This window comes from uncultured Pseudokineococcus sp. (genome assembly GCF_947499845.1).
In the GTDB taxonomy this organism is placed as follows: domain Bacteria; phylum Actinomycetota; class Actinomycetes; order Actinomycetales; family Quadrisphaeraceae; genus Pseudokineococcus.
Genome location: NZ_CANMPM010000022.1, coordinates 1 through 26,877, shown reverse-complemented (window position 1 = coordinate 26,877; position 26,877 = coordinate 1). Strand labels below are relative to the sequence as shown.

At 79.6% G+C, this 26,877-nt stretch carries 23 protein-coding genes, 1 rRNA gene and 1 riboswitch; of the genes, 3 read left to right on the top strand and 21 right to left on the bottom strand.

The window, feature by feature from the left end:
* Nucleotides 1–21: 21 nt before the first annotated feature.
* Both Q0789_RS15015 and Q0789_RS15010 read right to left on the bottom strand, forming a co-directional pair.
* Nucleotides 22–1,626 (bottom strand): RNA polymerase sigma factor, encoded by a 1,605-nt coding sequence (locus tag Q0789_RS15015; RefSeq protein WP_298806626.1) that lies wholly within the window; start codon nucleotides 1,624–1,626, stop codon nucleotides 22–24.
* A gap of 341 nt (nucleotides 1,627–1,967) precedes the next feature.
* Nucleotides 1,968–2,381, bottom strand: a complete 414-nt coding sequence (locus tag Q0789_RS15010) for a universal stress protein (RefSeq protein WP_298806623.1) — start codon at nucleotides 2,379–2,381, stop codon at nucleotides 1,968–1,970.
* Nucleotides 2,382–2,521: 140 nt separating this feature from the next.
* Here Q0789_RS15010 and Q0789_RS15005 point away from each other — a divergent pair, with 140 nt between their 5' ends.
* Nucleotides 2,522–3,019, top strand: coding sequence for an NUDIX domain-containing protein (locus Q0789_RS15005; protein WP_298806621.1), 498 nt, complete (start codon nucleotides 2,522–2,524; stop codon nucleotides 3,017–3,019).
* Here the strand turns inward: Q0789_RS15005 and Q0789_RS15000 are convergent.
* The 4 genes from Q0789_RS15000 to Q0789_RS14985 form a co-directional block, all read right to left on the bottom strand.
* Nucleotides 3,016–4,179 (bottom strand): homoserine O-acetyltransferase, encoded by a 1,164-nt coding sequence (locus Q0789_RS15000; RefSeq protein WP_363325950.1) that lies wholly within the window; start codon nucleotides 4,177–4,179, stop codon nucleotides 3,016–3,018. The genes Q0789_RS15005 and Q0789_RS15000 overlap by 4 nt on opposite strands.
* A gap of 292 nt (nucleotides 4,180–4,471) precedes the next feature.
* Nucleotides 4,472–4,583, bottom strand: a riboswitch (SAM riboswitch).
* 97 nt (nucleotides 4,584–4,680) lie between these two features.
* Nucleotides 4,681–6,066, bottom strand: a complete 1,386-nt coding sequence (locus Q0789_RS14995) for a DUF4192 family protein (RefSeq protein ID WP_298806618.1) — start codon at nucleotides 6,064–6,066, stop codon at nucleotides 4,681–4,683.
* A 106-nt stretch (nucleotides 6,067–6,172) separates the two neighbouring features.
* Nucleotides 6,173–6,598 (bottom strand): YkvA family protein, encoded by a 426-nt coding sequence (locus tag Q0789_RS14990; RefSeq protein WP_298806616.1) that lies wholly within the window; start codon nucleotides 6,596–6,598, stop codon nucleotides 6,173–6,175.
* Between the two features lie 206 nt (nucleotides 6,599–6,804).
* Nucleotides 6,805–7,449: a hypothetical protein gene (locus Q0789_RS14985; protein WP_298806614.1), complete on the bottom strand. Its 645-nt coding sequence runs from the start codon at nucleotides 7,447–7,449 to the stop codon at nucleotides 6,805–6,807.
* Between the two features lie 111 nt (nucleotides 7,450–7,560).
* Here Q0789_RS14985 and Q0789_RS14980 point away from each other — a divergent pair, with 111 nt between their 5' ends.
* Together Q0789_RS14980 and Q0789_RS14975 are read left to right on the top strand one after the other, a co-directional pair.
* A complete protein-coding gene (locus tag Q0789_RS14980; RefSeq protein WP_298806612.1) occupies nucleotides 7,561–9,306 on the top strand; it encodes an ATP-dependent DNA ligase in 1,746 nt (581 codons plus the stop codon).
* The gene (locus Q0789_RS14975) at nucleotides 9,303–11,180 is read left to right on the top strand and encodes a DNA polymerase (protein ID WP_298806610.1); all 1,878 of its coding nucleotides are present in this window, start codon (nucleotides 9,303–9,305) and stop codon (nucleotides 11,178–11,180) included. The genes Q0789_RS14980 and Q0789_RS14975 overlap by 4 nt, the downstream gene beginning before the upstream one ends.
* Before the next feature lie 64 nt (nucleotides 11,181–11,244).
* Here the strand turns inward: Q0789_RS14975 and Q0789_RS14970 are convergent, their stop codons facing one another.
* The 15 genes from Q0789_RS14970 to rrf all read right to left on the bottom strand — a co-directional run.
* A complete protein-coding gene (locus Q0789_RS14970; RefSeq protein WP_298806608.1) occupies nucleotides 11,245–11,892 on the bottom strand; it encodes an NUDIX hydrolase in 648 nt (215 codons plus the stop codon).
* Entirely contained in the window at nucleotides 11,889–13,610 is a 1,722-nt protein-coding gene (locus Q0789_RS14965; protein ID WP_298806606.1) for a CTP synthase, read from the bottom strand. Before Q0789_RS14965 ends, Q0789_RS14970 begins: the two co-directional genes overlap by 4 nt.
* Nucleotides 13,611–13,704: 94 nt before the next feature.
* Nucleotides 13,705–14,919 carry a glycosyltransferase family 4 protein gene (locus tag Q0789_RS14960; protein ID WP_298806603.1) on the bottom strand — a complete coding sequence of 405 codons (1,215 nt, stop codon included), beginning with the start codon at nucleotides 14,917–14,919 and terminating at the stop codon, nucleotides 13,705–13,707.
* The gene (locus Q0789_RS14955; protein ID WP_298806601.1) at nucleotides 14,916–16,727 is read right to left on the bottom strand and encodes a murein biosynthesis integral membrane protein MurJ; all 1,812 of its coding nucleotides are present in this window, start codon (nucleotides 16,725–16,727) and stop codon (nucleotides 14,916–14,918) included. Before Q0789_RS14955 ends, Q0789_RS14960 begins: the two co-directional genes overlap by 4 nt.
* Complete coding sequence (locus tag Q0789_RS14950; protein WP_298806599.1) at nucleotides 16,724–17,674, bottom strand: hypothetical protein; 951 nt, start codon at nucleotides 17,672–17,674, stop codon at nucleotides 16,724–16,726. The genes Q0789_RS14955 and Q0789_RS14950 overlap by 4 nt, the downstream gene beginning before the upstream one ends.
* Complete coding sequence (locus tag Q0789_RS14945; protein WP_298806597.1) at nucleotides 17,671–18,660, bottom strand: copper transporter; 990 nt, start codon at nucleotides 18,658–18,660, stop codon at nucleotides 17,671–17,673. The genes Q0789_RS14950 and Q0789_RS14945 overlap by 4 nt, the downstream gene beginning before the upstream one ends.
* Before the next feature lie 106 nt (nucleotides 18,661–18,766).
* Nucleotides 18,767–19,954: a putative cytokinetic ring protein SteA gene (gene steA / locus Q0789_RS14940; protein ID WP_298806595.1), complete on the bottom strand. Its 1,188-nt coding sequence runs from the start codon at nucleotides 19,952–19,954 to the stop codon at nucleotides 18,767–18,769.
* A gap of 70 nt (nucleotides 19,955–20,024) precedes the next feature.
* Nucleotides 20,025–21,740 carry a DNA repair protein RecN gene (gene recN / locus Q0789_RS14935; RefSeq protein ID WP_298806593.1) on the bottom strand — a complete coding sequence of 572 codons (1,716 nt, stop codon included), beginning with the start codon at nucleotides 21,738–21,740 and terminating at the stop codon, nucleotides 20,025–20,027.
* 3 nt (nucleotides 21,741–21,743) lie between these two features.
* On the bottom strand, nucleotides 21,744–22,787 hold the full coding sequence (locus Q0789_RS14930; RefSeq protein ID WP_298806592.1) for an NAD kinase: 1,044 nt from the start codon (nucleotides 22,785–22,787) through the stop codon (nucleotides 21,744–21,746).
* On the bottom strand, nucleotides 22,784–23,689 hold the full coding sequence (locus Q0789_RS14925; protein ID WP_298806589.1) for a TlyA family RNA methyltransferase: 906 nt from the start codon (nucleotides 23,687–23,689) through the stop codon (nucleotides 22,784–22,786). The genes Q0789_RS14930 and Q0789_RS14925 overlap by 4 nt, the downstream gene beginning before the upstream one ends.
* Nucleotides 23,686–23,913, bottom strand: coding sequence for a hypothetical protein (locus Q0789_RS14920; protein WP_298806587.1), 228 nt, complete (start codon nucleotides 23,911–23,913; stop codon nucleotides 23,686–23,688). Before Q0789_RS14920 ends, Q0789_RS14925 begins: the two co-directional genes overlap by 4 nt.
* Nucleotides 23,914–23,922: 9 nt before the next feature.
* Nucleotides 23,923–24,918 carry an HAD-IIA family hydrolase gene (locus tag Q0789_RS14915; protein ID WP_298806585.1) on the bottom strand — a complete coding sequence of 332 codons (996 nt, stop codon included), beginning with the start codon at nucleotides 24,916–24,918 and terminating at the stop codon, nucleotides 23,923–23,925.
* A complete protein-coding gene (locus tag Q0789_RS14910) occupies nucleotides 24,911–25,480 on the bottom strand; it encodes a tetratricopeptide repeat protein (RefSeq protein WP_298806583.1) in 570 nt (189 codons plus the stop codon). Before Q0789_RS14910 ends, Q0789_RS14915 begins: the two co-directional genes overlap by 8 nt.
* Entirely contained in the window at nucleotides 25,477–26,157 is a 681-nt protein-coding gene (locus Q0789_RS14905) for a hypothetical protein (protein ID WP_298806581.1), read from the bottom strand. The genes Q0789_RS14910 and Q0789_RS14905 overlap by 4 nt, the downstream gene beginning before the upstream one ends.
* Nucleotides 26,158–26,807: 650 nt before the next feature.
* Nucleotides 26,808–26,877 (bottom strand): 5S ribosomal RNA (gene rrf / locus Q0789_RS14900); the annotation flags it as partial.

The following is a 26,877-nucleotide window of genomic DNA, read 5'->3' as shown; positions in this document are numbered from 1 at the left end:
CGTCGTGCTGCCGGCGGGCGATCAGTCCAGGTAGTCGCGCAGGACCTGGCTGCGCGAGGGGTGGCGCAGCTTGGACATCGTCTTGGACTCGATCTGGCGGATGCGCTCGCGCGTGACGCCGTACACCTTGCCGATCTCGTCCAGCGTCTTCGGCTGGCCGTCGGTCAGGCCGAAGCGCATGGACACGACCCCGGCCTCCCGCTCGGACAGCGTGTCGAGCACCGAGTGCAGCTGCTCCTGCAGCAGCGTGAAGGACACGGCGTCCGCCGGGACGACGGCCTCGGAGTCCTCGATGAGGTCGCCGAACTCGCTGTCGCCGTCCTCACCCAGGGGGGTCGACAGCGAGATGGGCTCGCGGCCGTACTTCTGGACCTCGACGACCTTCTCGGGCGTCATGTCCAGCTCCTTGGCGAGCTCCTCGGGCGTGGGCTCGCGGCCCAGGTCCTGCAGCATCTGCCGCTGGACGCGGGCCAGCTTGTTGATGACCTCGACCATGTGGACCGGGATGCGGATGGTCCGCGCCTGGTCCGCCATGGCGCGGGTGATGGCCTGGCGGATCCACCACGTCGCGTAGGTCGAGAACTTGTAGCCCTTGGTGTAGTCGAACTTCTCGACCGCGCGGATGAGGCCGAGGTTGCCCTCCTGGATGAGGTCCAGGAAGAGCATGCCGCGGCCCGTGTAGCGCTTGGCGAGCGAGACGACGAGGCGCAGGTTGGCCTCGAGCAGGTGGTTCTTCGCGCGGCGGCCGTCGTGGGCGATCCACTGCAGCTCGCGGTGGTAGCGCGCGTCGGTGACCTCGCCCGAGGTCATGCGCTCCTCGGCGAAGAGGCCCGCCTCGATGCGCTTGGCCAGCTCGACCTCCTGCTCGGCGTTGAGGAGGGCGACCTTGCCGATCTGCTTGAGGTAGTCCTTGACCGGGTCGGCCGTGGCGCCCGCCGTGACGACCTGGACCGCGGGGGCGTCCTCGTCGTCGTCGTCGCGCAGGACGAAGGAGTCGCCCTTGCCCTCGGTGGCGGGGGCGTCCGCCGCGTCGGTCTCGGCGACCGTCGGGCGCGCCTGCGCGTCCTCGTCGGCGAGGGTGTCGGCGACGTCCGGCGTCGCGACGTCGGTCGGGCCCTCGTCCGCGCTCCCGCCGCGCGAGCCCTTCGCCGAAGTCTTCGACCCGCTCGCGGCGGTCTTCGCGCCGGCGCTCTTCGTCGTGGTGCTCTTCGACGTCGTGGTCTTCGCGCCCGCCGCCCCGGCGGCCGGCGCGGCCTTCTTGCGCGCGGGGGCCTTGCGGGCCGGGGCCGCGGGCGCCGCCGGCTCGCCGTCCGCCTCGGGCGCCTCGGCCGGCTGCGCCGCCACGGTCGTCGCCGCCCGGGTCCTCGTCGCCGCGGCGGTGCGCTTGGCGCGCTTCGCGACGGGCTGGGGGTCGTCCACGACGACGGACACGGACGCCTCGTCCAGGGCGCGCAGCACCGACTTCATGCGGGACATGGGCACCTCGGCGCTCTCGCAGGCGGTGCGGAGGCTGCTGGCCGTCACGCTGCCGGAGGCGCGCCCGGAGCTGAGGAGCTCCTGGAGCTGCGGGTGGGAGAACTCGGCGGGGAGCTGCTGGGCGGTGCTGGGGCTGGGGACCGACGACACGGACTGCCTTTCGTCGAGGTGGACGAGCGGGGCGGCGGGACCACCGGCGGGTGGGACGGCGGCGACGCCCGGGAGAAGGCGGGGACGGGATGACGAGGTGGTCAACGAGCACCCGCCCCGATCCATGCCCCGGTGGGCGCGTCGTTTTCGGGCATGGCGAGACAGGTCGTTCGCAAGTCCCCATCGTCGCACAGCGCGCGCGGTGCTCGGGGCCGGCCGGGGGGCACCGGGGCCCGCGGTCACGGGCCGTCGCCCGGGAGCGCGTCCGGGGCCGGGGGCCGTGCCCGTCGGGGCCTGCGCGTCGCGGAGGGTGGTCGCCGCCCGTCCGGGCGGTGGGCGCCTCAGGAGGGCTTGACCGCCAGGACGGGGCAGGGGGCGTCGAAGAGGATGCGCTGGGCGCCCGAGCCGAGGATGAGCTTGCCCACCGGGGTCCGCCGGCGCAGGCCGATGACGACGACGTCGGCGCCCGCGTCGGTCGCGACGGCCAGCAGGTCGGCGGACGGCTCGGCTCCGGGCGTCAGGGGACGCAGCTCGTACGCGGGCGCGGCGGCGTCCGCGCCGAGCGCCTCCTCCACCTCGGGGCGCAGCGCCTCGAGGGCCGCGGTGCTCGTCGCGCGCGGGTCCGGGTCGTCGGGGTCGGCGCGCCGGTTGTCGACGACGACCACGCGCGACCCGCGGCGGACCGCCTCGGCCAGGCCCGCGGCGAGGGCGGCGCGGCCCTCCCGGGTCGGCGCGAAACCCACGACGACGCTCATGCGGCCTCCCTCGGGCTCCTCCGGGCACCGCCCCCGCGGGCGCGGTGCCCGCCGGTCCGGGCCCGCGCGAGGGCGCCCGGAGGACGCTACCGGACGAGACCCGGCCCGCCGCCCGGTCGGCCGCGCCGTAGCGTGGCCGCGTGGGCGACGGGGACGGGTGGGTGCGGACGGCCTCGGGCGCCCGCCGCTGGGGCCTCCACGGCGCCGCGGGCCTGCTGCTGCTGGCCGACGGCGCCGGCGGCGCCCCGGCGGGGCGCACCCACGCCCTGCTGCAGCTGCGGGCCGGGTGGACGCACCTGGGGGGCACGTGGGGGCTGCCCGGCGGGGCCGTCGACAGCCACGAGGACGCGGTCGCCGGCGCCCTGCGCGAGGCGTGGGAGGAGACCGGCGTCCCGGCGGGCGCCGTCGACGTCCTCGACCGCCGCGTCACCGCCGACCTCGGGGGGTGGACCTACACCGTCGTGCTCGGCCGCCTGCGCGGGGCCGAGGACGTGCGACCGCACGCGGCGACGGCCGAGTCCGACGAGGTGCGCTGGGTCGCCCTGGAGGACGTGGGGGCGCTGCCGCTGCACCCGGGCCTCGCCACGACCTGGGACGGCCTGCGGTCCTGGGCCGCCGACGGGCGCCCGGGCGCCTAGCCCGCCGGCCGGGGCGCCGGGTCCGTCGGCCCTCCCGGGGCGGCCAGCAGCTCGCGCACGAGCTCGCCCACGGCCTCGACCTCGACGAGGAAGCCGTCGTGGCCGGCCGGGGACTCCAGGACGCGGACCGGCGGGGACCCGGGCAGCGCGGCGGCGAGGACCTCGCTGTCGCGCACCGGGTACAGGCGGTCGCTGCTCACCGCGGCGACCGTGCTCGTCGCCGTCACGCGCCCCAGGGCCGCGGCGACGCCGCCGCGGCCGCGCCCGACGTCGTGGCCGTTCATCGCCCGCACGAGGACGACGTAGGAGCCCGCGTCGAAGCGCCGGACCAGCTTGTCGGCGTGGTGGTCGAGATAGGACTCGACGGCGTAGCGCCCGCCGCGGGACGGGTCCTCCCCCGGCTGCCCCGCCCGCCCGAACCGCTCGCCGAGCTCCTCCGCGCTGCGGTAGGTCGTGTGGGCGATGCGCCGCGCGACCCCGAGGCCGCGGTGCGGGCCCTCGCCGTCCGCAGCCCCGTGGTAGTCGCCGCCCGCCCAGCCGGCGTCGCCCTCGACCGCGGCCAGCTGGGCCGCCGACCAGGCGATCTGGTCGGCGCTCGACGCGGCGCAGGAGGCGAGGACGAGGAGGCGACGGACCCGCTCGGGGCGGTCGACGGCCCACTCGAGCGCCCGCATGCCGCCCATCGAGCCACCCAGGACGAGCGCCCAGGCGCGGACCCCCAGGGCGTCGGCCAGCGCCGCCTCGGCGGCCACCTGGTCGCGCACAGTCGTGGCCGGGAACCGGCTGCCCCAGGGCCGGCCGTCGGGCGCGGTCGACGACGGACCGGTGCTGCCCTGGCAGCCGCCCAGCACGTTGACGGCGACAACGCACCAGCGCCTCGTGTCCAGGGCCCGGCCCGGGCCGACCAGCGCGTCCCACCAGCCCGGGGAGGGGTGCCCCTCCCCCGCCGGACCGCTGACGTGGCTGTCCCCCGTGAGGGCGTGGCAGACGAGGACGACGTTGGCGCGGTCGGCGTCGGGCTCGCCCCACGTCTCGTAGGCCAGGACGACGTCGGGCAGGACCTCGCCGGACTCCAGGCGCAGGTCGCCGACGGCGCAGAACCGGCGTCCGCCGACGGGGTCGCCCGGGCGCCAGGCCCCCGAGGCCGGCGGTGGCCCCACCTCTCCTGGGGCGCGCACCGCGGGCTCCCCCTCCGGCCCGTCCGTCGCGCGAGAAAGGTCGGTGGAGACCCGGTCGGCGGGGGCCTGGTCGGTGGGGGCCCGGTCGGCGCGGGAGCCCGGGTCCGCGGTGGCGCCGGGAGCCGCGGGGCGGGACGAGCGGGCCGCCGGCACGGGCCGGGACGCCGCCCGCACCGGGGCGGGCTCGGCGCCGGCGTCCGCCGTGGCGCCGCTGCGGGTGGTGGTCGACGTGCTGCCCACGGTCGTCTCCTCGGGACCCGGGGCCGTGCTCGCCGGCCCGCGCTTGCCCGCCGGGCTCCGACGGGCCAGGTCATCACCCGGGGCACCCCACCGCGGAGGAGGGTTGCCGCCCAGCGAGCCGGGGCTTGGCGCTGGGACTCATGACCTGCGCCGACGGTACCCGCGGCGCCTCGGGCCGCTCAACCGTCCGCCGCGGCGTCCCACCGTGCGGACCGCCGGCGGCGCGGGCGGTCGGGCCGCAGGTCACCCGTCCGCCCCGCCGGCCACCTCCGCGTCGCGTCGCGCCCGCACCCAGGCGGGCGCCGCCCCGGCGTCCACGAGGTCGAGGACGAGCTCGGCCATCGGCGTCCCCGCCCTCGCCTCCAGCGCGCGCTCGGCGCACGAGACGGCGCGGGCGCCGTCACCGCTCCACCAGGCGGCCCACGCCAGGGCCGCCAGCGCGTCGGCGCCCGCTGCGCCCGGCAGGTGGCGCACGACGGCCGCCAGGACGGCGCAGGTGGGCTCGAGCAGCGCCGGGTCCGGCTCGCGGGCGCCCCCCGGGTCGCCGACGACGGTCTCCAGCAGCGCCTCGGCGCGCTCGTCCGGGCCGGTGAGCACGAGCTGCTCGGGCAGGTCGCCCGCGCCGGGGACGAGGCTCACCAGGAGGGCGTCCCGCAGCCAGGGGTCGCGCAGGGCGGCGGCCAGGCGCCCCAGCAGCGCGGGGTCGTGGAGCTCGTCGGCGCCGCCGCCGCGGCCGCCCTCCTCGCGGGCGAGGTGGGCCAGCCGCTCGACCTCGGCGGCGGCGCGCAGGCCCGCGAGGGCCTCGGCGCGCACGCGGGCGGCGCGGGGGGGCTCCCCCGCGGCCCGTCGCGCCCGGCGCCGGGCCGAGGCCGCGCTGCGGGCGGCGTCGAGCCGCGCCTCGGCGCCCGCGGGCCGCAGGTCGTCGAGCAGGCTCTCGCGCGCGCCGGCGGGCGAGGAGCCGCGGGAGACCATCTCCGCGGCGACGACCGTGCCGTCCAGCGCCTCCAGCGGCTCGCCGGCCGCCGGGCAGCAGCGCTCCTCGCGGCAGCCGAGGGAGCGGAAGCGGTGCCCGTCGACCCACCAGACGTCGGCCAGCGCGACGCCCGCCGTGGCGCAGGCACCGCCGAGGAGGACCTCGACCAGCCCGGCCACCGACGTGTCGCGCGCGTCCTCCCCGGACGCCGCCGCCCCGGGGAGGAGCGGGTGGGTCGCCCCCGGGTCAGGAGCGACAGGAGCGGCAGCCCCCGGGTCGGGAGCGGCCGGGTCGTCGTAGACGACGGCCACCACGGCCGCGGCGCCGTCGCGGACCGCGAGCGCCACGAGCCGGTCGACCACGGCGCCCAGGCGGTCGACGAGGTCGGCCTCGACGCGGTGCGCGGCGAGCAGGCGCCGCTCGCGCTCGTCGACCGCCGGCAGGTCCGCCCGGACGACGAGGCCGACGCGCCGGCGCTCGCCGCGCAGGCACACGAGCACGACGCTGCGCCGCGGGGTGAAGCCGAGCTGGTGCGGCACCAGGGCCAGCAGCTCGCGCGGGTCGGAGACCCGCAGCACGGCCGGCGGGCCACCGCCGGCGGAGCGGCCGTGGGGCGACGACGGAGAGGGGGCGGGGGGCTGCGAGGGGTTCGGCATGCGGGCGAGCGTGGCGGCGGGCGGCGACCGCCCGCAGCGCTCGTCCACAGGCCGCGGGCGGCGGCCGGAGGTCTCCGGCGGCCGGTCGGCGCGAGCCCTGCGCGGCTCAGACGACGACGTGCCCCTCGACCGTCTCCCCGCGCGAGGAGCCGCGGCCGTCGCGGCCGTCGCGGCCGCCGCTGGCGCCGCGTGCGGCGCCGTCGGTGCGCTCCCAGCGCAGGAAGGCGCTCGTCTCGTCGAGGACGGCGCCCGCGAGCCAGGCGAGGACGAGGGCGTCGTCGGCGAGGCCGGCGAGCAGGAAGACGGCCTCGGGCACGAGGTCCACGGGCGAGACGACGTACGCCGCGGCCAGCGCCATGAGGGCGAGCCGCTGCGTCGAGGTGCCGGTGTAGCGGCCGCGCGCGGTCGCGACGACGAGGCGCGGGAGCGCGGACAGCTGGTCGAGCAGGCCCGGGTCGCCCGGGCGGCGGGAGCGGGCGAGGGCGGCGGCGAGGGCGCGCCACGCGCCGGCGCGGGAACGACGAGCGGCCACGGGGGACCTCCGGGGGCTGGGCGGTGGACCGACGTCCCCAGCCTACGAGCGCCGTCGCGGGCCGGCCCCGCGGAGACCTGCCCCCGACGCCCCGAGGCCCCGACGTCCCGACGCCCGCCTGGCGGGTCGGGCGCCCCGTGAGGCGCCAGCCCGCACCGGTGCTCCGCCCGTCGTGCGGGCACCGGGCTCGCCCGCCGAGGTCCCCCTCAGGCGCGGCGGGCGAGTCCCGCGGTGCCATCGGCCGGGAAGTCCTCGCGGGCGCGGCGGCCGATGCCGCGCATGAGCCAGGCGTCGGCGGCGGCGCCGACGACGCCGCCGGCCACGGGCACGAAGCGGCCGAGGCGCCCGGCGGCGCGCGCGCCCGTCTGCCCGAGGAGCCGGAAGCCGACGCCCTTGTTGACCGCCATCCGCATCGGCGTGGGCAGGCCGCGCAGCAGCGTCCGCGAGAGCAGCCCCCCGCCGGCCGCCCCCGGCAGGGCGTTGCCCGCGCCGATCAGGCTGTCCAGGACGGCGGCGCGCACGCGGCCGTCCTCGAGGTCGTAGCCGCGGACGTGGGCGACGGCGGCCGCGAGGCGCGTGCCCAGCGCGTAGAAGGCGACGACGTTCGCGGGGAGGGCGACGGGCAGCGTGACGAGGCCGCCGAGCCCGGTCGCGAAGCCCTCGGCCCCGGCGAGGCGCACGTGCTGGGCCACCAGCCGGTCGATCGCCTGCTCGGCGCTCCCGGAGGCGCGCACGGCCGCTGCGGCGACCTCGGCCGCGCTGTCGAGGGGCCCGGCCCCCCGGACGCCCAGGTCGACGAGGCGCTGCACCACGCCCGCGTCGTCGGGGTGGCTGCGGGGAGCGTCGGGCACGGTGTCCTCCGTCGGGTCGTCGGGCGGCGGCCGACGGGCCTCCCCCGCGCAGGTGCGGCGGGGGCGGAGCCGGCCGGGCCGGCTGTCGGTGCGCCCGCCCATGATGGGGGCGTGCTGCTCGCCGTGCTCGCCGCCCGCCTCGACGAGGTCGCCGCCACGTCGTCGCGCACCCGCAAGCGCGACCTCGTCGCCGCGGTGCTGCGCGAGGCGGCGGAGGACGAGCGCGACGTCGTCGTCCGCTACCTCGAGGGCGAGCTGCGGCAGCGGCGCACGGGCCTCGGGTGGCGGTCGCTGGCCGACCGCCCGCCGCCGGCGGCCGAGGCGTCGCTCGACGTCCTCGACCTCGACGCGGCCATGGAGGCCGCCGCGGCGGAGGCGGGTCCGGGGTCGGCCGGCCGGCGGCGCGAGCTGCTCGCGGCGGTCCTGGCCGCCGCGACCGGGCCCGAGCAGCGGCTGGTCGGCGGGCTCGTGTCCGGCGAGCTGCGCCAGGGCGCCCAGCGCGGGGTCCTCGTCGAGGCCGTGGCGGCCGCCGCGGGGGTCCCGGCCGCCGACGTCCGCCGCGCCCTCACGCTCTCCGGCGACGTCGTCGAGGTGGCCGGTCGGGCGCTGGGGGCCTCCGGGCCCGCCGAGGCGCAGGGGGCGCTCGCGGCCGTCGGCCTCCGGGTCGGCCGTCCCCTCGCGCCCATGCTGGCCGCCTCGGCCCCCTCCGTGGCCGACGCCCTGGCGCGCACGGGACCGGCGGTCGTCGAGTGGAAGCTGGACGGCGTCCGCGTGCAGGTCCACCGCGAGGGCGACGAGGTCCGACTCTGGACGCGCACGGGCGAGGAGGTCACCGACCGGCTGGCGGGCGTGGCCGACGCCGTGCGCGCGCTGCCCGCCCGGGTGCTCGTCCTCGACGGCGAGGTCCTCGGCCTCCTCCCCGGCGGCGCGGCGGACTGGCGCGACCGCAGGCCCCTGCCCTTCCAGGAGACCGCCTCACGGGTGGCGACCCGGCGGCGCCCCGCGGCCGGAGCGGCGGGGTCCGCCGGCGCGGCCGGGCCGGGGCCGGCGCGGGGGGCGGAGGGCGACGGGGCCGAGGAGCCCGACCTCCGGCTCGTCCTCTTCGACCTGCTGCACCGCGACGGCGAGGACCTCCTCGACGAGCCGCTCCGCCGGCGGCGCGCCGAGCTCCTGCGCCTGGCCCCCTCCCTCGCCGTGCCCGGCGTCGAGGCCTCCCCCGCGGAGCCGGGCGCGGCCGAGGAGGCGTCCCGCGACGCGCTCGCACGCGGCCACGAGGGCGTCGTCGTCAAGGCGGCGGACGCGCCCTACGCCGCCGGCCGGCGCGGTGCCGCCTGGGTGAAGGTCAAGCCGCGCCTGACCCTCGACCTCGTCGTGCTGGCCGCCGAGCACGGCTCGGGCCGCCGCCGCGGCACGCTCTCCAACCTCTGGCTGGGCGCCCGCGACCCGGAGGGCCGCTTCGGGCCGCCGGGCGGCTTCGTCATGCTCGGCAAGACCTTCAAGGGGCTCACCGACGCCATGCTCGCGTGGCAGACGGAGCAGCTGCGCTCCCTCGCGGTCGAGGAGGACGGCTGGGTCGTGCGCGTGCGCCCCGAGCTCGTCGTCGAGATCGCCCTGGACGGCGTCCAGCGCTCCCCCCGCTACCCCGCCGGCCTCGCCCTGCGCTTCGCGCGGGTGCTCGCCCATCGGCCCGACAAGCCCGCGGCGGAGGCGGACGTCGTCGAGGCGGTCGAGCGGCTGCACGCCGCCGCCGGCGGTGCGACCGCGGTCGCGACGCACGGCGCGGACGAGGAGCCCGAGGACGACCGGGGCGGGCGCGACGCGGGCCGCGAGGGCTCCGGGGAGAGGTCCGCGCCGTGAGCCCGGGGGCGCTGCTGGCCGTCGTCCGGGCGCCCGGCGGGCTGGGCCTGGCGGACGGTGAGCGGTCGTGGGCCGTGGCGGCGTCCGGCGTCGACGCCGCGGCCGCCGCCCTCGACCGGTTGGAGCGCGAGCGGTCGCCGCGGTGGGTGTGGTGGTCGGCCGCGGAGGTCCTCGGGGCGCTCCAGGCGGCGGGGAGCCCGCCCCGCCCGGCCCGCGCCTGGGACCTGGCCGCGGTCCACCGCCTCCTCGAGGGCGGGCACGACGACGGCCCGGCGGCGGTGCGGGCGGCGGCGGCGGGCCTGGACCCGGCCCGGGCCCCCGTGCCGGGGCAGCTGGACCTCGGGGGGACGCCCGACGGCGGGGAGGTCGCCGCCGCCGGACCCGCCGCCGCCGGGGACGGTGACGGGCCGGTGCGCCCCGACGGGCACCTGAGCCCCGACTGGGTGGACGGGGCGTGGGCGGACTCCCCCGCCCGGGCCGCCCGCTGGGCGGCGGTCGCCCTGGAGACCGCCCGCCTGCAGGAGCGGCGCCTGCGCGCGGTCGCCCCGGCCCCGGCCCCGGCCGGCGGCCCCCGGAGCACGGGCGGCCCCAGCGGCACGGCCGGGGCGTCCGGCGACCCCGTCCAGACGGCCTGGTCGGAGTCGGCGGCGGCCGTCCTCGCCGTCGAGCTCGCGCACGGCGGTCTGCCCCTGGACGCCGCGGAGGCGGCTCGCGTCGTCGAGGGCGTGGTCGGGCCGCGCCCGCGCGACGAGGCGGAGGCGGCCCGGCAGCGAGCGGCGCGCGACGCCCCCGTGCTGGCGGCGCTCGGCGTCCCCGACGGCGCGCTGGTCCGCCACGACGGGGGCGCCGGCGCACCGGGGTCGCCCGTCGACCTGCGCAGCCCCGCCCAGGTGCGCCGGGCCCTGCACGACGTCGGACTCGACCTGCCGGACACCCGCTCCTGGCGCCTGGAGGGGCTGGCCGCCGAGGACGGCGCCCACCCCGCCCTCGGCGCGCTCGTGGCGTGGCGGCGGGCCGAGCGCTTCGCCGTCGCCCACGGCTACCGCTGGCTCGACGAGGCGGTGAGGGACGGGCGCCTGCGCGCGGCCTGGTCGGCCAGCGACGGCGGCGCCGGGCGCATGACGGCGTCGGCCGGGCTGCACAACCTGCCGCGCGAGCTGCGCGTCGCGGTGCGGGCCGAGCCGGGGCGGCTCCTCGTGCGCGCCGACCTCGGCCAGGTGGAGCCGCGGGTCCTCGCCGTCGTCTCGGGTGACCGGGCCCTCGCCCGGGCGGCCGACGCCGACGACCTCTACTCCCCCGTCGCCGCGCGCCTCGGCGTGGCCCGCGAGGTCGCCAAGGTGGCGGTGCTCGCGGCCATGTACGGGCAGACGAGCGGCGCCGCCGGGGCCACGCTCGCCGCCATGGAGCGGGCCTACCCCGTGGCGACGGGCTTCCTCGTCGACGCCGCGCGCCGCGGCGCCGCCGGTGAGGACGTGCGGACGGCCGGAGGGCGCCGGGTCCGCGTGCCCGCCGTCGAGGAGGTGCCCGTCGAGGCGGGAGCGGCGGCCGTGGACCGCGAGCGCGCCGCGCGGGCGGCGCGCGGCCGCTACGCCCGCAACGCCGTCGTCCAGGGCTCGGCGGCCGAGCTCTTCAAGGCGTGGGCCGCCACGGTGCGGGCCCGGCTGCTCGCCTCCGGCGACGGCGAGGTCGTGCTCTGCCTGCACGACGAGCTGCTGCTGCACGTGCGCGAGGACGCGGCCCAGGACGTCGCCGCCGGGCTCGCCCGGGACCTCGAGGCGGCCTCCGCGCGCTGGTGCCGTGCGGTCGCACGGCCGCCCGTGCGCTTCACGGCGGACGTCGCCGTCGTCGAGCGGTGGTCGCAGGCCAAGGGCTGAGGCCCGGGAGCGACGGCCCGGGGACGGCGACCGGGACCGCGGTCGCCGACCGTCGGCGGGCGCGTCAGTCCCGGCGGTCCTCGAAGGCCGGCCAGGGCGCGTCGGCCGGGCGCAGGGTGGCCCAGCCCTGCTCGCGCGCCGCGACGGCGGCCAGCACCGCCACGACGAGCGTCGGGTTGTGCAGGCGGCCGGCGAGCACCGCGTCGCGCGCCTCGTCCAGCGCCACCCAGCGCGTGACCATGTCGGCCTCCTCGTGCTCGCGCGCGAAGCGCTCGCCCTCGGGGACGGGCCGCAGGTCGCGGGCCAGGTACACGCGCAGCGCCTCGTCCGACCCGCCCGGGGAGCTGTACCACTCGGCGAGGACGTCGTAGCGCCCCGCGACGAGGTCGGCCTCCTCGGCCAGCTCGCGGGCCGCGGCGTCCTGCGGGGCCTCCCCGGCCTCGTCGAGCAGGCCGGCCGGCACCTCCCACAGCTCGTGGCGCACGGCGTGGCGGTACTGCCGCACGAGCAGCACCCGGTCGGCGTCGTCGAGGGCGAGGATCCCCACGGCGCCGGGGTGCACGACCTTGTCCCGCTGCACGGGCTCGTCGCCGCCGAGGTCGACGCGCTCGCTCGCGACGTCCCAGACCGCGCCGGAGAACACGGTCTCGCGGCCGACGACGGGCCGCGGGGCCAGGACGTCGGCGAGCTCGCCCCCCTCGGCGCCGCTCACGCGAGCACCTCGTCGACCTCGACGAGCCGCTCCTCGCGCTGGCGCGCGACGGCCGCCTCGACGAGCGCGGCGAAGAGGGGGTGGGCGCGCGTGGGGCGGGAGCGGAACTCCGGGTGCGCCTGCGTGCCCACGTAGAAGGGGTGCACCTCGCGGGGCAGCTCGACGAACTCGACGAGCGCGCGGTCCGGCGACTGGCCGGAGACGACGAGGCCGGCGGCCTCGAGCTGCTCGCGGTGGTCGTTGCTCACCTCGTAGCGGTGGCGGTGGCGCTCGTGGACCAGCTCCGCGCCGTAGGCCTCGGCCACGACCGAGCCGGGCGTGAGCGCGGCCGGGTAGAGCCCGAGCCGCATGGTGCCGCCGAGGTCGCCCGCCCCCTCGACGAAGGCCTTCTGCTCCTCCATCGTCGCGACGACCGGGTACGGCGTCGAGGGGTCGAACTCCGAGCTCGAGGCGCCCTCGAGGCCGGCTACAGAGCGGGCGTGCTCGATGACCATGCACTGCAGCCCCAGGCACAGGCCGAGGGTCGGCACCTTGTTGGTCCGCGCCCACGTCAGCGCGCCGAGCTTGCCCTCGATGCCCCGGACGCCGAAACCGCCGGGGACGCAGACGGCGTCGACGCCCGCCAGCGCGCGGCGGGCGCCCTCGGGGCTCGCGCACTCGTCCGAGGCGACCCACTGCAGGACGACGCGCGCGTCGGCCGCGAAGCCGCCGGCGCGCAGCGCCTCGGTGACCGACAGGTAGGCGTCGGGCAGGTCGACGTACTTGCCGACGAGGGCCACGCGCACGGTGTGCCGGGGGGCGTGGACGCGCTGCAGGAGCTGGTCCCACTCGCTCCAGTCGACGTCGCGGAAGGGCAGCCCGAGGCGCTGGACGATGTAGGCGTCGAGGCCCTCGGCGTGCAGCACCTTGGGGATGTCGTAGATGGACGGCGCGTCGACGGCGTTGGCCACCGCCGCCTCGTCGACGTCGCAGCTCGCGGCGATCTTCCGCTTGACGCCCTCGGGGATCGGCCGGTCGGAGCGGCACACGAGCGCGTCGGGCTGGATGCCGATGTTGCGCAGGGCCGCCACCGAGTGCTGGGTGGGCTTGGTCTTCAGCTCCCCGCTCGGGCCGATGTAGGGCACGAGGGAGACGTGCACGAAGAAGACGTCGTCGCGGCCGACGTCGCGGCGCACCTGGCGGGCGGCCTCGAGGAAGGGCAGCGACTCGATGTCGCCCACGGTGCCGCCGACCTCGGTGATGATGACGTCCGGCGCCGGCTCGCCGTCCGGGCCGGGCACCGCCTTGGCGCGCATGCGCGCCTTGATCTCGTCGGTGATGTGCGGGATCACCTGGACGGTGTCGCCGAGGTACTCCCCGCGCCGCTCCTTGGCGATGACCTCGGAGTACACCTGCCCCGTCGTGATGTTGGCCGCCGCGTCGAGCGCCACGTCGAGGAACCGCTCGTAGTGGCCGATGTCGAGGTCGGTCTCGGCGCCGTCGTCGGTGACGAAGACCTCGCCGTGCTGGAACGGGTTCATCGTCCCGGGGTCGACGTTGAGGTACGGGTCCAGCTTCTGCATGGACACCCGCAGCCCGCGGGCCCGCAGGAGGTGACCGAGGCTCGAGGCCGTCAGCCCCTTGCCGAGGGACGACGCCACCCCCCCGGTGACGAAGATGTGCCGCGTGCCGCTGCCGCTGAGCGCGCCGCCTGACCGGGAGAGACCGCGTTCCACCACGGACCTCGACGGTAGCAGCGACGGATGGGCTCGGCGGTCGGCGGGCCCAGCCGTCGGCGGGCCCGGTCGTCGGCGGGCCCAGCCGTCGGCGGGGTCAGCGGTCGGCGGCCAGGCGGGCGTAGCGGTCGATCCAGCCGCGGAGCACGTCCTGCGGTCCCGGCAGGGCGGTGAAGGCCTCGCGGGCCGCGCGGCCCGCGCGCTCGCGCGCCAGGGGGTCGGCGAGCAGGGCCGCGACGGCGTCGGCGAGCGCGCGGTCGTCGCCGACCGGCACGAGGGCGCCGACGCCCTCGAGCAGGTCCGGCAGGCCGCCGGTGCGGGTGGCGACGACGGGCAGCCCGGCGGCCATGGCCTCCTGCACGGCCAGCGACCTGGCCTCCCACGTGCTCGAGAGCGCGAAGACGTCGGCGCGCGCGAGCAGCTCCGGGACGTCGGGGCGGGCCCCGAGCAGGCGCACCGGGGCGTCGAGCTCCGCGACGAGGCGGCGCACGCGCGCCTCGACCGCCGGGTCGCCGTCGCCGACGACGCACCACGTGACGGGGGCGCCCCGCCCCCGCGCCCCGCGCCCGGTGCCGAGGCGGGCCGCCGCGCGCACGAGCGTCGGCAGGTCCTTCTGGGGGGCCAGGCGGCTCACGGTGAGGACCACCAGGGCGTCCGGCGGCAGGTCCTCCAGGCCGGCGGGCGGCGGGGCCGGCACCGGCCCGCCGCGCCCGCGCCCGCCGTCGGCCGCCCGGTCGGGGACCCCGACGGGCGTCACCTCGACCCGCCCGGCGCCGAGCGCGCGAGCGCGGGCGACGAGGTCCCCGGAGGCCCCGGTGAGCAGGTCGGCCCGGCGGGCCTGCAGGCGCTCGGCGACCTCGAGGGCGCGCTGCGCCGCGCCGCCGGGCGCGGCGAGGACGGCGTTGTGCCAGGTGACGACGACGGCCGGACCGGCCGCCCGCACGCGGCCGCGCGCCCGGCGGGGCCCGCGGAGCCCCCGCGCGGCGAGCAGCGCGAGCAGCCCGGCCTGGTGGCCGTGGGCGTGCACGACGTCGGCGCCGCCGAGCAGGCGCCGCAGCGCCCGGGCACGGCGCAGGGCCGCGAGCGGCCGGCGGGGGCTCGGCCACAGCCGCAGCACCGGGACGCCCGGCGGGACGGGCGCGTGCACGTCTCCCGGGCCCGCGCCGGCACCGAGCTCCTCCCACCGGTCGGCCGTCGCGTCGCCCGTCGCGACCGCGACGTCGACGCCGGCGTCCGCGAGCCCCGAGGCGAGCGCGGCGACGTGGCCGGCGATCCCGCCCGTGGCGCGGCCGGCGACGAGCACAACCCTCACGTCCGCTCCCTCCCGCGGCCGTCCGTCGGCCCCTCGTCGTCCCGCGCGGCGCGCGGCGGCGTGCTGCCCGGCGCGCCCCCGGGTCCCCCGTCGCGGCCCGTCCCGTCGCCCGGGGTCGCGCCCGGGGTCGAGCCGGGCACCGCCCCACCCTGGCGCACCCCGCGCCGGCCGCGCAGGCGGGCCAGGGCCGCGGCCGCCGTCCGGCGGTCCAGCAGGGCCGCGCCGGCGGCGGTGACGAGGACGGCGGCGGCCGCGCCCGCGGCGCCCGCGCCCACGGCCGCGAGCTCCGTGCCGGCGTCACTCCCGTCCAGCGCGCCGAGGAGGGCGTCGACGACCAGCCGGCCGACGACGGCGCCCGCGGCCCCGGCGCCGAGCGACGCGGCGAGGGTGCGCCCCACGCCGGCCAGGGCGCGGGGCCCCGCCGCGGCGCCCAGGGCCCGCAGGAGCAGCGCCGCGGCCACCACCATGCCGGCGCTCGTGCCGGCCGCCAGCGCCACCACGCGGTCCTCCCCGGGGAGCACCGCGGCCAGCGCCACCTCGGCCACGACGACGGCGAGCCAGCCGGTGACGGTGGCCGTGGCCGCCGCCCGGCCGCGCTCGAGGGCGTAGAGCGCCCGCCCCACGTGGGCCACGAGGGCGAGCCCCAGCAGCGCCGGGGCGACGGCCGTGACGGCGTCCGCCACGGCGGCGTAGGCGGTCGTGCGGCCGCCCCCGGCCCCCGCCCCGCCCGCGTCGAGCGCCGCGTAGAGGGCCTGGACGGCGGGGGCGACCGCCACGAGGAGGGCGCTGCCCAGGAGCGCCACGAGCACGACGGCGCGGGTGCTCGCGGCCGCCGTCCGGGCGAAGCCGACCGCGTCCCCCCGCGCCGCCATCTCCGCGAGCCGCGGGAAGGCGCTCGTCGCGAGGGGGACGGCGAGCACGGCGTAGGGCAGCAGCGACACGGGCTGCACGACCTGGACGAAGACGCTGAAGGAGCCGGGCACCGGGTCGCCGAGCCGCCCCCCCAGCAGCAGGGCCGTCAGGACGGCGGCCTGCTGGGCGAGCAGCGCCAGCAGCCCCGCCGCGGCGAGCCCCCGGGCGCGGCGCAGCACGCCGGGCGGGAACCGGAGCGTCGGCCGGGGGCGCAGCCCGCCGGCGAGGACGGGGCCGAGCAGCGGCAGCGTGAGGACGGCGACGCCGAGCGTCGTCCCCCCCGCGAGGACGGCGAGCGCCGGACCGGCCGCGGCGCCGTCGCCCGACCCGGGCCCCGACAGACGCGCGTAGAGGGCGTAGGCGCCGATGACCGTGAGGCTCGACAAGAGCGGGGCGAGCGCGGGCCAGGTGAAGCGCCGCTGCGCCTGGAGCGCCCCGGTGAGGACGACGCCGAGGCCGTAGAGGACGACCTGGGGGGCGAAGACGACGAGCATCGCGGCGACGAGGGCCCGCTGGTCGGCGAGCGCGGCGCCGGGCCGCAGGAGGTGCGACAGGGGCCCGGCGAGGGCCGCCACCGCCACGGCGGCGGGCACGAGCAGGACGAGGGTCCACCCCAGCAGCGCGCCCACGACCCGCTCGGCGCCCCGCCGGTCCCCCGCCGCCAGGGGCCCGGCGAGGAGCGGGACGACGGCGCCCGCCAGCGCGCCGCCCGCCACGACCTCGAAGAGGACGTTGGGCACCGTGTTCGCGGCGTTGTAGGCCTCGCCGACCACGGTCGCGTTGCCGACGCCGGCGGTGAAGACGAGCCCGCGCAGGAAGCCCGCGACGCGGGCGAGAGCGGTGAGGACGGCGATGAGGGCGGCCGCGCCCAGCAGGCCGCGGCCGAGCGGCCTCACGGCCCGGGCGTGGTGGCCGGCGCCGCCCGGGCGGTGGGCGGGGCGGTGGGCGCGGCAGTGGGCGAGCCGGCGTGCGGGGCGGTGGGCCGGCCCGCGGGCGGAGCGGCGCGGCCGAGGCGGTCGAGCTGGCGCAGTCCGGGCGTGGACTCGATGACGCGCGTGAAGCTCACCCGCTCCGAGGCCCCCGTCAGCGCGAGCAGGGCGGTGAGGACGGCGGCGCGGGCGGCGCGCGAGCGCGTCCGCGTGAGCACCGCGCAGCCCAAGAGGGCGCCCGCCGCGTTGGCGCCGCAGTCGCCGAGCATGCCGCGCTCGCGCAGGTCGGGCAGCAGCAGCGCCGCGGCCGCGCCGGCTCCCGCCGACGCCAGCGGCGCGCCCGGCCGCGAGCCCGGGACGCCGGCGCCGCCGACGAGGTGCCCGAGCAGCAGGACGGCCTTGAGGGCCCGCCCCGGGCGCAGGTCGAGGAGGTTGACGAGGTTGGCGCTGCCCGCGACGACGGCGCCCGCGACGAGCCGGTCGAGGGCCGAGGGCGCGTCGTGGTCCGGGCCGCGGCCGTCGAGGACGGCCGCGCCGACGAGCCCGCCGAGGCCGATGCCGACGACCTTGAGCCCGCCGGTGGTGAGGCGGCCGCGCGCCAGCGCGCCGAGGTGGCCGCGCAGGCCGCGGGCGTCGGCGGAGCCGGCGAGGTCGTCGACCGCGCCGAGCGCGCCCGCGACCGCGGTGGCGAGGGCCGCCCCGGCCCGCGCCCGGGCGGGCAGGGGGGCGACGGCGACGGCGGCCAGGGCGCCGACGGCGAGCGCGGGACCCTCGAGGAGGGTCAGCGGCCGGCCGCGGTGGTTGGTGCGCGCCCAGCGCTCCCCCGCCGGTCGGGCGGCCAGGCGCCGCGCCCCGGCCCAGGCGAGCCCCGCCGTCGCCGCGGCGGTGGCGGCCGGCAGGGCCCGGGCGCTCACCCCTCACCGCCGGGCTGCTCGGCGGCCGTGGCGCGCGCCGCGGCCAGCGGCGGCAGCGCCGCGCCCGCGCCGTCGCCCGCCCCGTACTGCCCGGCGCCGCCGTCGAGCTGCTCGCGCAGGCCGAGCACCACGGCGAGCTCCCCGGCGGCGGAGCCCGCGCCGTCGACGCCCGTGACGAGACCCGCGAGGTCGTCCCCCCGCAGGAGGGCGACGGCGCCGCCCTCGGCCGCCGCCTCCGCCGGGCCCGCCAGGACGACCCCGGCGCCCGTGGCCTCGAGCGCCTGCAGCAGGGCCAGCTCCGCGCTCGCGCCGGGCGCCGCGTCGCCGTCTGCCGGCTCCGGCGCGGAGGCCGGGGCCACGACCAGCGCCGTCGCGGCGCGCAGCACGGGGTCGCCCTCCAGATGCACGAGGTCGGCGGCCGCGAGGGCGTCGAGGACCTCGCGACCGGCGACCGACGCCGTCCCCGCGAGGACCGGGTCGGGGGCGACGACCGCACCGGCCAGCGCGGCCGACAGCAGCGCCGACGTCCCGGCGTCCTCGGTCGTCACCTCCCCGAGAGCGCGCTCCGGGAGGGCCGCGGCCACCTCGTCGCGGGCGTCCGACGCCTCGGGGTCGCTCCAGGCGCCCTGGAGGTCGACGACGCCGGTGACGTCGCCGCCCGCGTCGGTGATCGCGTCCGACAGGTCCTCCACGAGCTCGCCGTCGGCGCCGGGCAGGGCGACGACGACGGTCGTCGTGCCGCCGAGGACCCCCTCCGCGACGGCGGGCGCGACCGCGGCCAGGGCGGCGTCGCGGGCGGCCAGCTGGCCGGACAGGTCGTCGACCTGCCCCTGGAGCTGCGCGCGGTCCTCCCGCAGCAGGTCGACCTGGCTGGAGAGGGTGTCCCCGATGGAGTCGCGCAGCGGCCCGGCGCCGAGCACCACGCCGATCGCCAGGGCGAGGAAGACCCCGACGAGCGAGACGAGGTGGTAGCGGAAGTCGATCACCGGAGGTCTCCCAGGAGCGGTCGTGCCCGCCGTGCGGCGCGCGGGGTGCGGGTCGGTGCGGCGGGCCGCCGGGGCGGGGCGGTCCGGCCCGCGGCCTGCCGGCGGCTCAGCCGGTCCACGAGAGCAGCGGCGCGAGCAGGCCGTCGAGCTGGGCCCCGAGGAGCGACACGAGCGTCTGGCCCGCCGACGTCGACAGCAGCGCGACGACGAGCGCGAGCAGGCCCGCGAGCAGGAGGGCGGCCACCTGCGCCGTGGAGATCCGCTGGCGGTACAGCCGCGAGACGCCCTTCGCGTCGACGAGCTTGCCGCCCACGCGCAGGCGCGTGAGGAAGGTGCTGGCCATGCCGGCGCGCCCCTTGTCGAGGAACTCCACGAGGGTCGCGTGGGTGCCGACGGCGACGATGAGCTCGGCGCCGCGGTCGTCGGCCAGGAGCATGGCGACGTCCTCGCTCGTGCCCGTGGCGGGGAAGACGACGGGGTCGACGCCCAGGGCGCGCACGCGGTCGAGCCCGGGGGCGCGGCCGTCGCGGTAGGCGTGCACGACGACCTCGGCACCGCTCGTCAGCGCCGCGTCCGAGACGGAGTCCATGTCGCCGACGACCATGTCGAGGGCGTGGCCCGCCTCCAGCACCGCGTCCGCTCCGCCGTCGACGCCGATGAGCACCGGCCGGTACTCGCGGATGTAGGGCCGCAGCGTGGCCAGGTCCTCCCGGTAGTGGTAGCCGCGGACGACGACGAGGGCCTGGCGCCCGGCGAAGGACGTGCGCACGTCGGGCACGCCGACCCCGTCGAAGAGGAGGTCCTTCTCGCGGAGCATGTACTCCAGCGTGTTGGCGGCGAAGAGCTCGAGCTGGGACCCGAGGCCCTCGCGCGCCTCCTCCATGGCCGCCGCGACGGTCTCCGGCGTCTGCCGGACGCCGGTGGCGACGACGCGCTCCCGGCCGTCCTCGAGGAGGAGGAGCCGGTCGCCGTCGACGCGCACCGCCTGCCCCTCGTGCAGGGCTCCCATGACGTCCGGGCCCACCCGGTCGAGGAGGACGACGCCCGCGTCGAGGAGGATCTGCGGCCCGAGGTTGGGGTAGCGGCCGGAGGTGCTCGCCGCGGCGTTGACGACGGCGGCCGGCTGCGCGGCGACGAGGGCCTCGGCGGCGACGCGGTCGACGTCCTCGTGGTCGATGAGCGCGACGTCCCCGGGCTGGAGCCTCTTGGTGAGGTCCTTCGTGCGGCGGTCGACGCGCACGACGCCGTCGGCGGTGGTGGGCGCGGCGGGCCGCCGGCGCAGGACGCGTCTCATCGTGGCCGATGGTCCCACGTCGACGCCCCGTCCCCGGCACCACGACCCGCGCGCGCCGCGCCGTCGGGCGTCACCGGTGGCGGGCGCCCTCGAGGAGCTCGGCCGCGTGGGCGCGCGCGCTCGAGGAGCCGCCGCGCCCGGCGAGCATCCGCGCCAGCTCCGCCACCCGGTCCTCGCCCTCGAGCGCGCGCACGCCGCTCGCGACGACGCTGCCGTCGCCGCCCTTCTCCACGAGGAGGTGGTGGTCGGCGAAGGCCGCCACCTGCGGCAGGTGGGTGACGACGAGGACCTGGGAGCGCTCCGCGAGCGCGGCCAGGCGGCGGCCGATCTCGACCGCGGCGCGACCGCCCACGCCCGAGTCGACCTCGTCGAAGACGAAGGTCTCCACCGGGTCGGCCTCGGCCAGCACCACCTCGAGCGCGAGCATCACGCGCGACAGCTCGCCGCCGGAGGCGCCCCGGGCGAGCGGCCGGGGCTCGGCGCCGGCGTGGGCCGCGAGCAGCAGCGCGACGTCGTCGCCCCCCGTGGCCGACAGCCGCTCGGTGCGCTCCACCCTCACCTCGAGCCGGGCCCCGGCCATCGCGAGGGCCTCGAGCTCCGCGCTCGCCGCCGCGGCCAGCCGCTCGCCCGCCGCCGCCCGGGCGTCGTGCAGCCGGCCGGCGAGGGCCTCCAGCTCCTCGGCGAGGGCGCGCTCCTCCTCCGCGAGGGCGCCCACCCGGTCGTCGTCGCCCTCGAGCTCGAGGAGGCGCTGCGAGGCCTCCCGGGCCCAGGCGAGGACGGCGGACGCGTCCTCGCCGTAGGCGCGCACCAGCGCCGCGAGCTCGGCGCGCCGCTCCTGCACGACGGCGAGCCGCGCGGGGTCGGCCTCCAGCTCGGCGAGGTGCGCGGCGGCGTCGGCGCCGGCCTCGACGACGAGGACGGACACCTCGGCGAGGCGGTCGGCCAGCGCCGCGAGCGCCGGGTCGTGGGCCCGCACCGCCTCCAGCGCCCGACGGGCGACCTCGACGGCGCCGACCGCGTCCCCCGGGGCCTCGCCCCCGCCGGCGTCGTCGTCACCCGTGAGAGCGGCGCGAGCCGTGGCCGCGGCGAGTCGGAGGTCCTCGGCGTGGGTGAGGCGCTCGGCCTCCTGCGCCAGGGCCACGTCCTCCCCCGGCTGCGGGTCGACGCGCTCGACGCGCTCGAGCCCGTGCCGCAGGAGGTCGGCCTCCTGGGCGCGCTCGCGGCCCCGCGTGCGGATCTCGTCGAGCTCGGCGCGCACGGCGCGGTGCCGCTCGAAGGCGGTGCGGTAGCGCGCCATCGGCTGCGCGACCGCCTCGCCCGCCGACGCGTCGACGACCTCGCGCTGGCGCGCGGGCGAGCGCAGCAGCACCTGCTCGCTCTGGCCGTGGACGGCGACGAGGTCGTCGGCGAGCTCGCCGAGCAGGCCGTTGGGGACGGCGCGACCGCCGACGTGGGCGCGGCTGCGGCCCCCGGCGGCGACGCTGCGGGCCACGAGCAGCTCGCTGCGCCCGGCCCCGACGTCCTCCAGCTCGGCGCCGGACCCCCGGGCGCGCTCGGCGGCGGGTCCCGTGGCGGGCAGCGTGAAGCGCCCCTCGACGAGGGCGCTCCGCGCGCCCGAGCGGACGGCCGTGGGGTCGGCCCGGGCCCCCAGCAGCAGGCCGAGGCTCGTGACGACCATCGTCTTGCCGGCGCCCGTCTCCCCCGTGAGGACGGTGAGGCCGGGGCCGATCTCGAGCGCCGAGGCGTCGATGGCCCCGAGGTCGCGGATCCGGATCTCCTCGAGCACGCCTCAGCGTCCCCCGGACGGCCCGCCCCGGTCGTCCGCCGCGCCGTCGGCGCCCTCGTCGGCTGCCTCGTCGAGGGGGTCCACCGGTCCGCGCCACCCCTCGACGGGCAGCCGGAACTTCGCGACGAGGCGGTCGGTGAAGGGCCCGTCGGAGATGCGGGCCAGCAGCAGCGGGTGCACGCCCCGGGTCACCTCGATGCGCGAGCCGGGCGGCAGCTGCGCCGTGCGTCGCCCGTCGCACCACAGGACGCCCCCGCCGGCCGTCCGCGAGAGCACCTCGACCGCGAGGACCGAGCCCGGCGAGGCCACGAGCGGCTTGGCGAACAGGGCGTGCGCGGAGATGGGCACCATGAGCAGCGCCTGGACCTCCGGCCACACCACCGGTCCTCCGGCCGAGAAGGCGTACGCGGTCGAGCCGGTCGGCGTCGCCATGACGACGCCGTCGCAGCCGATGACCGACACGGGCCGGCCGTCGACCTCGGTGACGACCTCGAGCATCCGCTCGCGCTCGGCCTTCTCGACGCTGGCCTCGTTGACCGCCCACGACGTCGTCACGACCTCGCCGTCGCGCAGCACGCGCACGTCGAGCGTGAGCCGCTCCTCGACGACGTAGTCGCGGGCGGCGATGCGGTCGACCGTGCGCGCCAGGTCGTCCCGCTCGCTCTCGGCGAGGAAGCCGACGTGGCCGAGGTTCACGCCGAGCAGGGGCACCGGGCGGTGCCGCACGAGCTCGGCCGCCCGCAGGATCGTGCCGTCGCCGCCGAGCACGACGACCATCTCGGCCCCGCTCACGACCGAGTCCTCGAGCTCGTCCGGGTCGAGCACGGGCACGTCCCCGACGCCCGGGATGTCCCCGACCTCCTCGGCGAGCATGACCGGCCGCAGCCCGCGCTCCCGCAGCAGGTCCACGAGCTCGCGGGCCGCGGCGACGGCGGTCGCCCGCCCGGTGTGGGTCAGGACGAGGACGGTCCGCTCGCCCGAGGGGGCCTGCGGGTCCGCGCCGTCCGCGACCCGGGTCCCCGGGGTCTCCGGGCTGTCCTGGGTCACTGCGCGCCCCTCTCGTCGCTCGCGTCGTCCTCGGTGGCGCTGCCGCCCGGGCCGCTGCGCACGGCCGCCAGCACGACGTCCTCGAGGTCGGCCGGGTCAACCCCGGCGGGGCCCGGCCCCCCGGCGCGCAGGCGCAGGAAGTACTCGACGTTGCCGCTCGGGCCGGGCAGCGGGCTCGCGGCGCAGCCGACGACGAGGAGGCCGGCGTCGACGGCGGCGGCGGCCACGTCCACGACGGCGTCCGCCCGGGCGCGCGGGTCGCGCACCACGCCGCCGGCTCCCAGCCGCTCGCGCCCCACCTCGAACTGCGGCTTGACCATGAGCAGCAGGTCGGCGCCGGGGGCGCTGCAGGCCGCCAGGGCGGGCAGCACGAGCCGCAGGGAGATGAAGGACAGGTCGGCGACCACGAGGGCCGGCAGGGCGCCGAGCTGCTCGAGGACGGCGTCGGGCGCGAGGAGTCGGACGTTGGTGCGGTCGAGGACGACGACGCGGTCGTCGCTGCGCACCGGCCAGGCGAGCTGGCCGTAGCCGACGTCGACGGCGAGGACGCGCTCCGCCCCCCGGTCGAGCAGGACGTCGGTGAAGCCCCCCGTCGACGCCCCGGCGTCCATCGCGAGGCGCCCGGTGACGTCGACGTCGGGGAAGGCCCCGAGCGCGCCGAGGAGCTTGTGCGCCCCGCGGCTCGCCCAGCGGCGGCCGGAGCCCGACGGCCCCTCCCCCTCGCCGACCTCGTCCACGACGATCGGGTCGGCGCGCTCGACCTGCGTGGCCGGCTTCGTGGCGCGCTGGCCCCGCACGAGCACCGACCCGGCTCCCACGAGCTCACCGGCCTCCTGCCGCGAGCGGGCGAGGCCCCGGCGGACCAGCTCGGCGTCCAGGCGCGCGCGGCGGGGCGCGCTCACCGCGCCGTACCGGAGAGCCGTCGGGCGAGGCGCTCCTGCGCCCGCTCGAGGGCGGCGGCCTGCTCCAGCGGCCCCGCCTCGTCCGGCGTCGCCGCGAGGTCGGCCAGCACCTGCGCGACCTCCGGGTCCGGGACCGGGTCGGCGCCGTCCGGGCGGGGCCCCGGAGCGGGCCTCGGGCCGGGCGCGGGGCCCGGTCGGGAGGCCGGGGCGTCGCCGGAGGTCACCCGGGCACGCTACCGGGCGTCCAGCGGCGACACCCGGCGTCGCAGGTCGTCGGTCACGGCGACGTCCTCGAGCTCCCAGCGCGCGGCGCAGGCGGCCCTGAGCACGTCGAGCGGCTCGCCGCCGTCGTCCGCCACGAGGCCGTCCGGACCCCGCCGGACCCGCGCGTCGCCGCAGCGCCAGCTGCGCTGCGAGCCCTCGCCCTCCCGGACGACGGTCGCCGCCGGCGCGAGCAGGGCGCCGAGGTCGGCGCCGAGGTGGTCGGGGCGCTCGTGGGGCGGGGCGTCGAGCACGGCCGCGGTGGCGTCCACGCCCGTGGCCACCCAGAGGCTGCTCAGGCCCGCCGCCCGCGCTCCGGCGACGTCGGTGTCGAGCCGGTCGCCGACGACGAGGGCCCGCCGCCCGTCGGCCGCCGCGTCGAGGAGCGGCCGCTCCGGCTTCCCGGCGACGAGGGGCTCGGCGCCCGTGGCCGTCCGGACCGCCGCGACGAGGCTGCCGTTGCCGAGGGCGGGGCCGCGCTCGCGCGCGAGGACGGTGTCGACGTTGGTCGCCACCCACAGGGCGCCCGCGCGGACGGCGTACGCGGCCTCGGTGAGCGCGGCCCAGCCGACGTCGGGGCCGAAGCCCTGGAGGACCGCCACCGGCTCGTCGTCCGCGGACGTCACGGGCACCAGACCGGCGGCGCGGCACGCGAGGGCGACGCCCGGCCCGCCGACGACGAGCACCTTCGCCCCGGCGCCGCAGCGGTCGACGACGAGGCTCGCGCCCGCCTGCGAGGACGTGCGGACCTCGTCGGCGGAGGCGCGCACGCCCGTGCGGCCGAGGTGAGCGGCCACGTCCTCAGGGGGCAGGGAGGCGTTGTTCGTGACGAAGCGCACGGCCACCCCGCGCTCGCGGCAGGCGGCGACGGCCTCGGCGGCGCCCCGGACCGGTCGGTCCCCGGCGTAGACGGTGCCGTCGAGGTCGAGCAGGAGCACCTCGGCCGAGGCGACGAGGGCGTCAGCCACGGCCGTCGCCGTCCGTGCCCGTGCCACCATCGCCGTCCGTGCCACCGTCGTCGGGCGTGGCCGAGGTCCCGCCGACGTCGAGGAGGCCGGGAGCGGCGCTGTCGGGGCCCTCGCCCGTCGGCTCCCCCGCACCGCTCGCACCGGGACGCGGCCGCAGGAGGGCGCGGACGCTGCTGAGCGCCTCCACGTACTCGGCGCGCTGCGGGCGCATGGCGACGGCCAGCGCGAGCTGCTCGGCGGCCTGCGGCAGGCGCCCCAGGCGTCGCAGGGACAGGCCGTAGCCGAAGCGGGCGTAGTCCGAGTCCGGGGCCACCTCGGCCAGGCGCTCGAAGGTGCGGACGGCGGCCCCCGGCCGACCGGCGATGAACTGCGCGCGCGCCAGGGCCTCGAGGACGCTCGCCGAGCGCGGCTCGTCCTCGGCGACCCGCTCGAGCACCGTGGCGGCCGCGGCGGCGTGCCCGCCCTCGAGGAGCCCGAGCCCCCGCTGCAGCCACTCGTAGGTGCCGAGGCCGTCCCCCCGCTCGGGCGAGCCGGAGGCGGCCCCCGGGCCGGGTCCGCTCACGCCTCCTCCTCCCACAGCAGGACGTCGTCGTCCTCGTCAGCGACACCGCCCTCGGCGACCTGGGGGCCGGCGGCACCGCCGCGCCCGCGACGCGGGACGGGTCGGCCCGCCGCGGCGAGGGCGTCGTCGTAGGCCTCCTGCAGGCGGGCCTGCGACTCGCGCAGCCCGGGAGGCACCGAGGCCGTCAGCTCGGGCAGCCGCAGTTCCAGGACGGCGGCGTCCGCCTGCCCGAGGTCGCGGCGCGCGCCGGCGACGACGATGGCCAGCTCGATGCGGCCCGCGCGGTCCAGCGCGTCCGCCGCCGGGCCCGCGGCGGCGTCCAGGGCGCGCTCCGGTCGTCCGAGCCCGCGCTCGCAGTCGGCCATGACCGGCAGGTGCTCCTGGGAACCGGTGATCCGGCGGGCGGTGCGCAGCTCGCGCAGCGCCTCCTCGTACTCCCCGGCCCGGTAGGCCGCGAGCCCGGTCGCCTCGCGGACGGCGCCCACCCGGCCCGCGCGGCGCTGGGCGGCGCGAGCGTGCTCGAGCGCCAGGGCGGGGTCGTCGTCGAGGAGGCGAGCCACCTGCACGAGGTGCCGCGCGACCGCGGTGGCGTTCTCGCCGGACAGCCCGCTGAGGTCGCGGCGCACGTCGGCGTCGAGCTCCTTGCCCGTGACGTCCTCGGGCAGCGGCGGCTCCACCGGTCGGGGGGCTCGGGCCTCGCGACCACGGTGCGCACCTCCGGGGCTCGTGCGGCCGCGCGGGGCGTCTCCGCGCGCCCCCGCCCCGCGGTCGCCCAGGCCACGGTCGCCCGCGCCTCCCGTGCGGGACCGCGGTCCCCCGGTCCGGTCCCGCTCCCCTCGGCTCGTCCGCTCGTCCCGTCCGCGGCCGCGGTCGTCACCGGTACGGGGACCGCGACCCCGCGGGGCACGGTCGCGGTCGCCGCCGTGACGGCCGGCGCCGTCGCCCTCGCGTGGCTCTCCCCGCACCGCACGGTCGTCTCCGGTCCACTCGGCCATGGGTCCTCCTCGGTCCGGGACGCGCACTCGGTCCACCAGCTGTTCTGCTCTCGCCGGGCGACGGCGCACGACCTCCTGGGGCTGCACCGGCGCGCGCTCGGCGACCGACCCCATCATGCGCGACGGCGATGTCGCTCCACGAGCCGACGGGTGCCCATCTCGCCCCGCGCTCGGCTGCGACCGACTCGTCGCCCTCGAGGGGCCCGGGACCAGAGCCCGTCGCTGCGGACCCACGGCGTCCCGTGGGGCTCGCGCGGCCCCACGGAGTCGACCGGGTCCGGGCATGCGAAAGGGCCACCCCCCACACAGGGGGGTGGCCCTTCCTAAGTGAAGTCCGGCGGCGACCTACTCTCCCACGCAGTCCCCCACGCAGTACCATCGGCGCGAACGGGCTTAGCTTCC

Bases quoted from the DNA above. Each gene is read 5' to 3' on its own strand.
- Q0789_RS15010 (WP_298806623.1), bottom strand. From the start codon at position 2,381: ATGAGCGTCGTCGTGGGTTTCGCGCCGACCCGGGAGGGCCGCGCCGCC.
- Q0789_RS14995 (WP_298806618.1), bottom strand. From the start codon at position 6,066: ATGCCGAACCCCTCGCAGCCCCCCGCCCCCTCTCCGTCGTCGCCCCAC.
- steA (WP_298806595.1), bottom strand. From the start codon at position 19,954: ATGAGACGCGTCCTGCGCCGGCGGCCCGCCGCGCCCACCACCGCCGAC.